Below are 11,236 nucleotides of genomic sequence, written 5' to 3'. Positions count from 1 at the left end.
GAACCGCGAGCCCGTGCCCGCGAGCCCGTGCCCGCGAGTCCGCGTTCCCCCGCACCCGAATCCCAGACCCCGAAAACCTCGAAGACCCCGAACGGGAGACCCCGCCTTGCGCCACGACCTCGTCGTCTACGTCCCCGGCATCCTCGGCAGCAGGCTCACCCGCGGGGACCAGGACGTGTGGCACCAGTCCCTGCGCACCGCCCTGCACCTGGCCAAGGAGCTCGCCGCGCACCCGCGCAGCCCGGGCGCGGCCTTCGACCGGCTCGCGCTGCCGCCGGGCATCGGGGACAACCGGCCCGAAGCGCCCTGGGCGGTCGCGGCCGACGGGCTGGTCAAGACGCCCTCCGCGCTGCCGGGCCTGCTGTCCTCCCTCGGATACCCGGACCTCCGCGCCCTCGTCGGCGACCTGCACGAGGAGCAGTACCTCGCCTTCACCTACGACTGGCGGCTCTCCAACCGGCTCACCGCCGCCGACCTCGGAACCGCCGTGGGACGGGCCCTGACCCGGTGGCGGGAACGGGTGCGCGCGTACTACCCGCAGGCCGCCGACGAGCCCAAGGTGATCTTCCTGTGCCATTCCATGGGCGGCCTGGTCACCCGCTACTACCTGGAGTGCCTCGGCGGGCGGGAGACCGCCCGCTCGCTGGTGACCCTGGGGACCCCGCACCGCGGGGCCGCCAAGGCGGTGCGCTTCCTGACCCGCAACGGCATCGGGCCCGGCGACGACCAGCGGCTGCTGGGGCGCAAGGCGCTGACCCTGGCCGGGACCTGGCTCAACCCGGCCCTCGCCGAACTGTGCCGCAGCTTCCCTTCGGTCGGGCAGCTGCTGCCCGTGTACCGGGCCGTGATGCTGCCGGGGCTGACCCGTACCCGCTACCTCGACGACGAGGGCATCTCCGTACCGGACCTGCCGTCGGAGCTGGTCAAGGACGCGTTCGCCTTCCACACCGAGTTCGAGGACGCCCTCGCCCGCAACCGGCGCCGCAGCGGGGAGGGCGGGCTGCCGTACAAGGTCCACTGCCTGGGCGGACGGGCCCATCCCACGGTGCACGGTGTGCTGCTGGCCCCGGAGGGACTGAAGTTCCCCACCGCGCTGGACGAGGTGGAGCCCTGGACCGGGGACGGCACGGTGCCCGAGGAGTCGGCGTTCGCGGGTTGGGCCCTGGAGGAGATGAGCGACGCGGTCTGGAGCGGGCACCGCCACGTGGACCTGACCGGCGCGGACACCGTCGGGCACCAGCTGGCGTCCGTCGTCCGGGGCCGCGGAGCCGGTCAGACGCTCACCGGAGAGGAACAGTTCGGCGTCCTCGCGCCCGATTTCGCGGTGGCGGGGGAGCCCTTCGAGGTGCTGGTCGAGGGGGCGCAGGCCGGCCGGCCCGTCCGCGCGAGCCTCTCCGCCGCCGGCGCGGCGCAGCCGGCCGGGGAACCGGTCGCGCTCACCCCGGACGGCGAGGGCCTGCTGCGCGCCGCGCTCACGGCCGGGGCCGCGGGGACCTGGGTCCTGAGGCTGGAGGCCGAGGGCCCGTACGCCGTCCACCGCGAGGTGCTGACCGTCGTCGACGGGTGACGGGTGAGGGGTGACGGTGCGCGCGGGGTCAGTCCTTGCAGGTGGGCACCCCGTCCAGCCACGCGGGCCCGCGGACGTAGATGTTGCTGACCCAGGCGCGGTAGTCGGGCAGGTAGGACCAGGCGTCGTTGGTGTAGCCGTCCGAGGTGACCTCCTCGGCGTGCTTCTGGCATCCGACCCGGACCGTCGTCGGCCCCGGGAAGGCGTAGACCCGGGCGGCCGCGAGGGACGGTTCGGCCTTGGTCCACACGCCGGTGCCCCAGGTCTGGAAGACGTGCCCGGTCACCGGGCCCGGGTCGATGCGCACCGCCCCGTAGTAGTCGCCGTCCAGCCGGACGTCACTGACCATCAGCTTCGTGCCGGACTGCCGGGCCTCGGCCATCTTGCCCGCGCCGAGGTAGACGGCGATGTGGTGGAGCTTGCGGGAGGTGCCCCACACCAGCAGGTCACCGGGGAGCAGCGGGCCGAGGCCCTGCTCGGCGGTGAAGCGTCCGGCGGCCCGGTGCGTGTAGTACTGGCTGCTGGCGACCCCGTTGAGGAGGTCCGAACCGGTGGCCTGGGCGTAGGCGTACCGGACCAGCCCGGAGCAGTCGAAGCCCAGCCGCTCGGGGTCGTGTTCGCTGGCCGGGTCGGACGGGTCTACCTGCCCGTACGTGGCACCGGGCTGCGGACCGTGGCCGCCGCCCCAGGTGTACCAGACGTCGGCGTCGACCTGGGCGCAGGTCGCGGCCACGGCCCGTTCGGCCGCCGGGGAGGCTCCCGGGGCCAGGACGGCGCACGCGCCGTCGGCGGCGGCCGCGGCCGGGGCGGGCGTGCACAGCAGGAGACAGAGCAGGGCGAGGAAGGTGAGGAGCGGACCGAAGGGTGCGGACCTGCGGGGCATGCGGACCTCGATTCGTCTGGGCGGTCGGTCGGTCGGGCGGGCAGTCAGGCGGGTGGGCGGCCGGGCAGGTCGGCCGGGTCGGGTCGTGGTCGGTCGTGTCGCAGCCTGGTGGCCGTGGCTCCCGCGCGTCGAGGCTCCGGGGACGCCCCACCGGGACGGGCAACGGGAAACCCCCGGGGAAACCCTCCGGGCCGAGCGCCCCGCACCCGCGTCAGGTCCCCGGGCAGCCGGGCCCGGCGGCGCCGGTCAGCTCCGGCAGGAGCGCCGCGAGCTGCCGCGGGCCGAGGGCCGCCCGCATCCGGCACACCTGCGCCAGCCGCTTCCCGACGTCCAGGTCCCACAGCCGCACGGTGCCGTCGGTGCTGCTGCTGGCCACCGTCCGCCCGTCGGGCGCGAAGGCGACGCCCCACACCGCGTTGGCGTGCCCGGTCAGCGTGGCCCCGAGCCGGCGCCCTGCCACCTCCCACAGGCGCACCGTACGGTCGTTGCCGCTGGAGGCGAGGGTGCGCCCGTCGGGGGAGAAGGCGAGGCCGCGCGCGGATCCGGTGTGCCCGGCGAGCGAGGCCAGCAGGCGGTGCCGGCCGGCGTCCCACAGCCGTACGGTCCCGTCGTTGCCGCTGCTCGCCAGGGAACGCCCGTCCGGGCTGAAGGCCACGCCCCGCACCGCCCCCGTGTGTCCGGTGAGCGCGGCCAGCGGTCGCCGCGCCGCGACGTCCCACAGCCGGACCGTCAGATCGTCACCGGCGCTCGCCAGGGTCCGCCCGTCCGGGCCGAACGCCACGTCGTTGGCGAAGTCCGTGTGCCCGGTCAGCGTGGCGAGGAGCCGGCGGCCCGGTACGTCCCACAGGCGGACGGACCCGTCCGCCCCGGCCGAGGCCAGGGTGCGCCCGTCGGGTGCGAAGGCCACCGAGAACACCGTCCCCTGCCCGCCCGTGAGCGTGCCGAGCTCTGCCCGGGCGGACACGTCCCACAGGCGGACCGTGCCGTCCGACCCGGCCGAGGCCAGGGTGCGCCCGTCGGGTGCGAAGGCCACCGAGAACACCGTCTCGCTGTGACCGGTGAAGGAGGTCACCACCCGCCGCCGCGCCACGTCCCACAGTCGCACCGCGTGGTCGGCCTCTGCGGTGGCCAGCAGTTCGCCCCCCGGGCTGTAGGCGGCGTCCCAGACCTCCGTGAACGGACGCGCCGTCAGCATCCGGCCGCGCAGGTCCCACAGGACCACGGACTGGTCGAACCCCGCGGTGGCCAGCAGGGTCCCCGCGGAGTCCACGGCCACCCCGAGCACGTAGTCGGTGTGCCCGGCGAGCGTGGCGACCGGGCGGGCGCCCGCGACGTCCCACAGCCGGGTCGTCCCGTCGCCGCCCGCGCTGACGACGGTCGTCCCGTCGGGGGTGTAGGCCACCGCGTTGACGTCGTCGCTGTGCCCGGTCAGTGTCGCGCTCTGGCGGCGCGCCGCCACGTCCCACAGCCGCACGGTCCGGTCCACGCCACCGGTCGCGGCCGTCTTCCCGTCCGGTGAGAACGCCGCGCCCAGGACCTCGTCGGTGTGCCCGGGGAGCACGGCGAGCGGCCGCGCCCGATCCGCGTCCCACAGCCGTACGGTCCGGTCCGCACCGGCCGAGACCAGGGTCCGGCCGTCCGGCGCCCAGGCCAGCGCGTTGACCCTGCCGGTGTGCCCGGTGAGGGAGGCGGTCGGCTCCCGGTGGTCCCCGGCGGCCTCCCACAGCCGTACGGTGCCGTCGGCGCCCGCCGTGGCCAGGGTCCTCCCGTCCGGTGCGAAGGCCACCGCGCGGGCGCCCGAGGTGCTCGCGGGCAGGACGGACTCGGCCGGGGGACCGGTGAGGTCCCAGAGCCGCGCGGGCCCGTCGGTGGCGGTCGCGGCGAGGGTGCGGCCGTCGGGACCGAAGGCCACCGAGCGCACCCGGCCGGGGACGGTGAAGGTCGTGGTCGTCGCCCGGTCCGCCAGCCGGCGCAGGGTCACCGTGCCGTCGGAACTGGCCGTCGCGAGCAGCTGGTTGCCGGGCGCGAAGGCCACCGCGTTGACCGGCCCGCCGTGCCCGCCGAGCCGGGCGACGAAGGGCTGCGCCTGGGTGCTCAGCAGCGCGCCGCGCGCCTCGGCCGTCGTCCCGGCCCCGTAGGCCGCACCGGCGAGCAGCATCGACCGTTCCGGCTGACCGGCGGCGAGCGAGGTGGACTGGAGCGCGAGGGCCCGCGAGCGGGCCGCGCGCTCCTGGGCGAGGGCGCCCGTCCGCTGCTGGTAGGCCAGGGCGCCCGCGGTCAGGGCGAGGGTCAGCAGGACGACGAGGGTGGCCAGCATCCCCTGGCGCAGCCGGACCTGACGCCTGCCCTGCCGTTCCCGGAGGTCCTCGGCCTCCTGGCTCGCCCGCAGGAAGGCCTCCTCCCGGGGGGCGAGCCTGCTGCGCCCGTCGAACTCGTCGGCCCAGGACCGTACGCCGTCCAGCCGCGTCCCGCGGTAGAGGGCGCTGGGGTCGCGGCCCTCGCTCTCCCAGGCGTCGGCCGCGTGGGTCAGCTGCTGGTGGAGGAGCAGCCCGGCCCGGTCGGCGTGGATCCAGCCGTGCAGTCGGGGCCAGGCCTGGAGCAGGGCCTCGTGGGTGATCTCCACGGTGTCGCTGCCCATGGTGACCAGCCGGGCCTGGACGAAGGGGTCGAGGGCCGCCGTGACGCCCTCGGTATCGGCCGCCTGCCCCATCAGGGTGCTCCGGGCGACGCGGCGGCGGGTGGCGCCCGTACCGTCGGCGACGTGGACCAGGCGCACCAGGACGCGGCGGATGGTCTGCTGCTCGGCCGGGTACAGGCGGGCGAACACGTTCTCGGCGGTACGGGCGACCGCCCCGCGGATGCCGCCGCTGTGCTCGTACCCGGCGACGGTCAGGGTGGAGCCCTCGCGCCGCTGCCAGGTGGCCATCAGCGCGTGGGACACCAGGGGCAGCACACCGGCCGGGGTGTGGCCCGGCACCCCGGCCGGGTCGGAGGGGCCGGGCTCCTCGCTGAGGCCGGCGTCGCGCAGCAGCAGCGGGACCAGGCCGGGTTCGAGGGTGAGTCCGGCGAGGGCCGCCGGGCGCGCGATCGACTCCCGCAGTTCCGCCAGGGACATCGGGGGCAGGACGAACAGGCCCTCGGTGAAGACGGAGGCCAGCTCGGGCAGGTCCAGACAGTTCCCGGAGAAGTCGGCCCGAAGGCCGAGGACCACGACCGCGGGGTCGGGCCCGCAGCCGCCCGGGGCGGCCGTGGCGAGCGCCCGGATCACCCGTACGAAGGACCGCCGTTCGGCCTCGTCCGTGCAGAGCGTGAACAGCTCCTCGAACTGGTCCACGACCAGGACCGGTCGGACGGGCGGAGGCTGAGGGTCCCGGGCGGCGCCCGTGGTGCCGGCGTCCGTGCCGGCGTCCGAGAGCCGGCGGACGGCCTCCAGCAGGGCTGCGGGCCGCGCGCGCACCTGGTCGGCGGTGATGCCCAGGTCGCTGCCCAGCACCTTCGCGGTGCAGTCGAGGAGTTCCTCCAGGGGGTGCGCGGTGGGGGTGAACCTGACCACCGGCCAGTTCTCGGCGCCCGGCATCGGGAAGCCGCCCCGGCGCCGCAGGGCCGGCAGCAGACCGGCGTTCAGCAGTGAGGACTTGCCCGCGCCCGAGGGGGCGACCAGCATCAGCGGTCCGTGGCCGATGCGTTCGAAGACCCGCTCGGCGAGCTCTGCCGTCGCGCGTTCCCGCCCGAAGTACCACCCGGCGTCCAGGCAGGTGAAGGCGGGCAGGCCGCGGTAGGGACAGTCGCCCTCCGACTGCGGACCGGGCGGCTGGATTCCGGTTCCGCTTCCGGTCGTGCGCGGGTCGCCCGCGCTGACGGCGGCAAGGGCGTTGCCGCCGGGCGATTCCGCCTCCCGGGCCATGCGCAGGAGCTCACCCTCTGCTCGCAGTACCTCGTCGCAACGGCGTGCGACATCGACGGTGACGCGCTTGGAGCCGGTCTCGATCTTGCTGAGGTAGCCCTTGCTGTAGTGCGTCTGGCGGGCCATGTCGGCGAGTGACAGGCCGCGTTGCACCCGAAGGCGCCGCAGCTGCGCAGGAAAGGCCGGCGCGGCGTCCTCGGACGGCTCGTGCTGGTGATCGGCGTTCCGCCGGCGGTCCGGATCCCCCACAACATCCCCCATGGCACAGCACGCCCAGGCAGCGAGATGACGCCGCCAAGGCTATCGCGGGGGTCGGACGGACAGCCAACTGACGATTCCGGTACGGGCGGGGGCGGGGCGGTCCGGAGCCGTGGTCGGCGGCTCCGGACACCCCCCCCGTCAGCCCGCGGTCACGGGCGGTTCAGGCGGATCGAGTTGATCGGCCCGAGGTCGGCGTAGACGCCGTGGCCTGCCAGGATGGCGCCGCCGCAGCCCGCGCCGTTGGAGCCGCTGCACAGGTTCGCGGTCGCGCCGCCGGTCTGGTTGTTGAGGACCCAGTGGTTGCCGAACTGGTTGCTCAGGTTGTGGGCCCCGTAGGCGTAGAAGATGTGGGTCGGCTTGACGGCCGGGTTCTGGTTCTGCGGGTAGATACAGACCGCTCCGTCCGGGCATCCGGCCCAGGCGTCGGCCGGCGCGGCCCCGGCCGTACCGCCCAGCGCGATCACGGCGACGGCTGCGGTGGCGAGCGCGGCAGCGCCGCGGAACATCTTGCGCATGATTTCCCCTCGTGGGTCTTGCCTCGTGCGGACACCTTCAGCCTGTCCCGCGGCCGGCCGGGGGTCGACGGGTTTCCTGTTGCCCTTCGGCCGCCCGGCCGGGAAACCCGCCCTGACCTGGCCGCTCGTGAGGGGGGAGGCAACGGCCCGGGAGGAGGCCCGGGAGGAACATCTGCTCCGCGGGGACCTGTTGACGCGAAGAAGCACGATCATTTGCCGAACAGGGAGTATCACCTTCGGATCGAAGGGATATGGATGATCGTACCCATAGAACATCTGTTAATGTGCCCGCTCCTGGATGTTCATCCACCGATCCGTCTCCCCTCGGGCGCCCGCCGTCCGAGGGTGCTGCGAGGTGTTTTGTACGTGTACAGCACTCCGTTCTCCCCCGCGGAAGCCCGGTCCGCGCGGGCCCGCATGGGCCTCACCCCCGCCCAGGTGGCCCGCTCCATGGCGGCCTGCGGGGTCCCCGTCCACCCCGACCTGGTGGTCGCCTGGGAGCACGGTTCCCACGTGCCCTCCGACCAGCAGTTGTTCTCCCTGGCCGACGTCCTGTGGTGCGAGGCCACGGCCCTGATGGGGGTGGAGCCCCGGACCCTGGCCGAGCACCGGCTGGCCCGTCAGCTCACCGTGGAACGGCTGGCGTACCGCATCGGCATGGACCCGTCCGAGTACCGCGCGGCGGAGTCGGCCCGGCAGTGGCACGGTGACGCCCGGCAGACCAGGGCCCTGGTGGAGGCCCTGGGCCTGTCCCTGAGCAAGCTCATCGGGATCATGGGCCGCGGCGAGGAGCTGGCCGCTCACCTGCGGACGGCCGTGGACGGGCGCTGGAAGGCGCACGTGGAGCCGGTGGTCCGGATCGCGGTGGTCGACGCCACCAGCGTGGGCGACGCCCTGCGGACCATGCACGGGGAGTTCGCGCAGTTCTCGGAGCGGTACATGGGGCACGTGGTCGCCCTGAACGACGACACCCGCCTCAAGGAGATCGCCGCCGAGCGCGCCGCCTTCCTCGACCGGCTCGTCGACCACTTCTGGGAGCTGGTCGGCGAGGCGGGCGAGGCCTCGCCCTTCCCCCTGGGCGGCCGCTGACGGAGTGTCGCGCGCCCGCGGGCCCCGCCGGAGCGGGACCCGCGGGCTCATGCCCGTGGGCCCGAGGGCGTCAGCGGGCCGTCGCGCCGGAGGGCGGACCGGCCGCGCCGCCCTCGCCGATCCGGTCCCAGTCGATCTCCATCGCCGTACGGGTGGTGAAGACGTTGAACAGCAGGTTCAGGGCGATGGCCGTGAGCGCGCCCAGGGTGATGCCGCTGTCGAGCACGGTCCGCAGGCCGTCGGGCATCCGGTCGAAGAACGGCCCGACGGTGGAGGGCAGCATCGCGGCGCCGAGACTGACCCCGAGGATCAGGGCGTTGCGCTCCTCGCGCAGATCGGCCTTGGCGAGGATCTGGACGCCGACCGCGGCGACCATGCCGAACATCGAGAGCGCCGCCCCGCCCAGCACCGGGTGCGGGATCGCCGCGACCAGGCCGCCCGCCTTCGGCACCAGACCCAGGACGATCATGAACACCCCCGCCGCGACGACCACGTACCGGCTCATCACCCGGGACATCCGCACGAGACCGATGTTCTCGGCGAAGGCCACGTACGGGAACGAGTTGAGGACGCCGCCCAGCACCGTGGCCGCGCCGTCGGCGCGCAGCGCCCGGGCGACGGTGTCGCCGTCCACCCGCTTGCGGGTGATCTCACCGATGGCGTACACGTCGCCGGTGGTCTCCACCATGGTGATCAGCATGACGACGAGCATGGCGGCCACCGGCAGCAGCTCGAAGCGCGGCATGCCGTAGTGGAACGGGGTGGTGACGCCGAACCAGGCGCTGTCGTGCACCGCCCCGAAATCGGTGTCGCCGAGGAACCAGGCGACGGCCGTACCCGCCACCAGCCCGAGCAGTACGGCGAGGCTGCCGAGGAAGGGCTTGCCGATGCGGACGACCGCCAGGATGAAGAGCAGGGTGCCCAGCGCGTACGCGAGGTTCCTCGGGTCCCCGTACGCGGGGCTGCCGATCAGCTGCGCGCCGCCGGCCGCGTCCTGCAGGGCCACCGGGATCAGCGTGATGCCGATGATCGTGAGGATCGTGCCGATCACCACGGGCGGGAAGTACTTCGCCAGCTTGCTGAACACCGGCGCGAACAGGAAGGTCGCGATGCCGGCCGTGATCACCGCGCCGTACACGGCGAGCAGGCCCGCGGTGCCGCCGCCGGCGCCCGTACCGATGGCGATCATGGGCGAGACCGCGGTGAAGGTGACGCCCTGGACCAGGGGCAGCCGGGCGCCGACCTTCCAGACGCCGAGCGCCTGGACTATCGAGGCGATGCCGCAGGTCAGCAGGTCGGCGTTGATGAGGTGGACCAGCTCCTCGCGGGAGAGGCCCAGGGCGTTGCCGAGCAGGACGGGGACGATGACCGCCGCCGCGTAGAACGCGAGGACGTGCTGGAGGCCGTAGAGGGCGAGCCGGGGGAGGGGGAGCAACTCGTCGACGGGGTGCACCTGCTGGTGCGGGGTCCGTCGGGGGGACTGTCGGGGGATGCGTCGTGCCATCTCTGCCTTGCCTTCGCGAGGTAGGTGAATGAGAGAGGGCCGCCGCCCCCGGTCCCGGATGGCAGGACGGGGGCAGGCCGGCTCGTGCCGAGCCGACGTCGGGCGGTGTTGCCGACGGAACATCGCTCTGCACTGCGATTGCGCCCCGGATTGGCGGGACATCCTTCGATCAGCACAGCGAATGCGCCTTTGTTCATGCGATCCGAAGGAACACCTGATCGAGGGCGCTCACCATAGCCGCAGGCCGTGTTTCCTCGCGAGTAACCGGGAGGGGGTCGGGTCCGGGTACGCGTCCGGGCCTCCGTCCGGGAGGAAAATGAGGCCGTTTGCGCACCATATGTATCCATCCGCTTACCCGGTGTGGCGAGAGGTGCTGATCGCCCCTAGCTTCGGAATGTGACGAACCGACAGTTGAAGTACCTCGCCTGCATCTCCGTCGTCATGGCCACGGGAATCGGCGCCGTCGCGCCGACCGCCACCGCCACCCCCACGGCGGCAGCGGCCAGACACATGGTGCGCGCGGGCGAGTCGATCCAGGAAGCGGTGGACGCCGCAAAGCCGGGAGACGTCATCACCGTCATGCCCGGCACCTATCGCGAGAACGTGCTGATCACGAAGCCGCTGACCCTGCGCGGGTGGGGCAAGCGGACGGTGATCACGCCGCCGGCGGCGGCTCCGGCCCCGCTGCCCGGCCGGGCGGCCACCGCCTGCTCGCAGGCCGACACCGGAATCTGCGTCATGGGCACCGCGGAGCAGACGGTCGACCGGGTCACCATCCGGTCGCTGACCCTCTCCGGCTTCAAGCGCAACGGACTCTGGGCCTCCTACACCGACCGGCTGGCCGTCGAAGGGGTGCTCTCCGAGAAGAACGGCACCTGGGGCATCGCCCAGGAGCGCTCCACCCGGGGGAGGTTCTTCAACAACCTCGCCCGCGACAACGCCGAGTCCGGCATCTTCATCGCCAACACCGTCGAACGGGAAGGCGGCGCCACCGACACCCTGGGCGCCGTCGTCCGCCACAACACGATGACCGGGAACCGCATCGGGGTGACGGCCAGACGGGTCAGGAACCTGGCCATCGAGGACAACACCCTCACCGGCAACTGCGGCGGCGTGTTCGTCGTCGGGGACGAGGGCGATCCGGGCGCCGGAGACATGACCGTCCAGGGCAACAAGATCCACGCCAACAACAAGTTCTGCCGCGGCAACAGCCGCCTCCCGGACATCCAGGGCGCCGGCATCGTCCTGACCGGAGCCGAGGAGACGACCCTGCGCGGGAACTCCGTCCGCGACAACGTCGGCAACTCGCCGATCTCGGGCGGAATCCTGCTCTTCAAGAGCTTCGTGGGTGCCCAGAACACCGACAACGTCATCAGGGACAACGTCGTCCTGGGCAACAAGCCCGCGGACCTGGCCAACCAGGGCACCGGCACGGGGAACACGTTCGCCGGCAACCGGTGCGAGGTCTCCCAGCCCGCAGGGATGTGCTGACCGGTGTTCCCCGTCATCAGGA

7 protein-coding genes are annotated in these 11,236 nt (G+C 73.5%); 3 read left to right on the top strand and 4 right to left on the bottom strand.

Annotated features, from left to right (window positions below; genetic code table 11):
• The first annotated feature begins 106 nt into the window (after nucleotides 1-106).
• Complete coding sequence (locus IO30_RS0111735; RefSeq protein ID WP_031142017.1) at nucleotides 107-1,567, top strand: lipase family alpha/beta hydrolase; 1,461 nt, start codon at nucleotides 107-109, stop codon at nucleotides 1,565-1,567.
• 28 nt (nucleotides 1,568-1,595) lie between these two features.
• Here IO30_RS0111735 and IO30_RS0111730 read toward each other — a convergent pair whose 3' ends face one another.
• The 3 genes from IO30_RS0111730 to IO30_RS0111720 all read right to left on the bottom strand — a co-directional run bounded on the left by IO30_RS0111730 (nucleotide 1,596) and on the right by IO30_RS0111720 (nucleotide 7,130).
• On the bottom strand, nucleotides 1,596-2,450 hold the full coding sequence (locus IO30_RS0111730; protein ID WP_031142015.1) for an NlpC/P60 family protein: 855 nt from the start codon (nucleotides 2,448-2,450) through the stop codon (nucleotides 1,596-1,598).
• Between the two features lie 211 nt (nucleotides 2,451-2,661).
• Nucleotides 2,662-6,480, bottom strand: coding sequence for an nSTAND1 domain-containing NTPase (locus IO30_RS0111725; RefSeq protein WP_237403305.1), 3,819 nt, complete (start codon nucleotides 6,478-6,480; stop codon nucleotides 2,662-2,664).
• Between the two features lie 284 nt (nucleotides 6,481-6,764).
• Entirely contained in the window at nucleotides 6,765-7,130 is a 366-nt protein-coding gene (locus IO30_RS0111720) for a hypothetical protein (protein WP_031142011.1), read from the bottom strand.
• Nucleotides 7,131-7,496: 366 nt separating this feature from the next.
• Between IO30_RS0111720 and IO30_RS0111715 the strand changes: the two genes are divergently transcribed.
• Entirely contained in the window at nucleotides 7,497-8,219 is a 723-nt protein-coding gene (locus IO30_RS0111715) for a helix-turn-helix domain-containing protein (protein WP_031142009.1), read from the top strand.
• A 70-nt stretch (nucleotides 8,220-8,289) separates the two neighbouring features.
• Here the strand turns inward: IO30_RS0111715 and IO30_RS0111710 are convergent, their stop codons facing one another.
• The gene (locus tag IO30_RS0111710) at nucleotides 8,290-9,723 is read right to left on the bottom strand and encodes a nucleobase:cation symporter-2 family protein (RefSeq protein WP_051859908.1); all 1,434 of its coding nucleotides are present in this window, start codon (nucleotides 9,721-9,723) and stop codon (nucleotides 8,290-8,292) included.
• 396 nt (nucleotides 9,724-10,119) lie between these two features.
• On the opposite strand from IO30_RS0111710, the gene IO30_RS0111705 reads away from it, so the two are divergent.
• Nucleotides 10,120-11,214 (top strand): right-handed parallel beta-helix repeat-containing protein, encoded by a 1,095-nt coding sequence (locus IO30_RS0111705; protein WP_031142006.1) that lies wholly within the window; start codon nucleotides 10,120-10,122, stop codon nucleotides 11,212-11,214.
• The last annotated feature ends 22 nt before the right edge of the window (nucleotides 11,215-11,236 follow it).

It is taken from the genome of Streptomyces xanthophaeus, assembly GCF_000725805.1.
In the GTDB taxonomy this organism is placed as follows: domain Bacteria; phylum Actinomycetota; class Actinomycetes; order Streptomycetales; family Streptomycetaceae; genus Streptomyces; species Streptomyces xanthophaeus.
Note: the sequence above shows the minus strand (reverse complement) of the source record. Positions and strands in the feature narration are given on the sequence as shown.

What these genes read in the sequence shown, in the direction of transcription:
- IO30_RS0111730 (WP_031142015.1), bottom strand. Translation starts at nt 2,450, where the DNA reads ATGCCCCGCAGGTCCGCACCCTTCGGTCCGCTCCTCACCTTCCTCGCC.
- IO30_RS0111725 (WP_237403305.1), bottom strand. Translation starts at nt 6,480, where the DNA reads ATGGCCCGCCAGACGCACTACAGCAAGGGCTACCTCAGCAAGATCGAG.
- IO30_RS0111720 (WP_031142011.1), bottom strand. Translation starts at nt 7,130, where the DNA reads ATGCGCAAGATGTTCCGCGGCGCTGCCGCGCTCGCCACCGCAGCCGTC.
- IO30_RS0111710 (WP_051859908.1), bottom strand. Translation starts at nt 9,723, where the DNA reads ATGGCACGACGCATCCCCCGACAGTCCCCCCGACGGACCCCGCACCAG.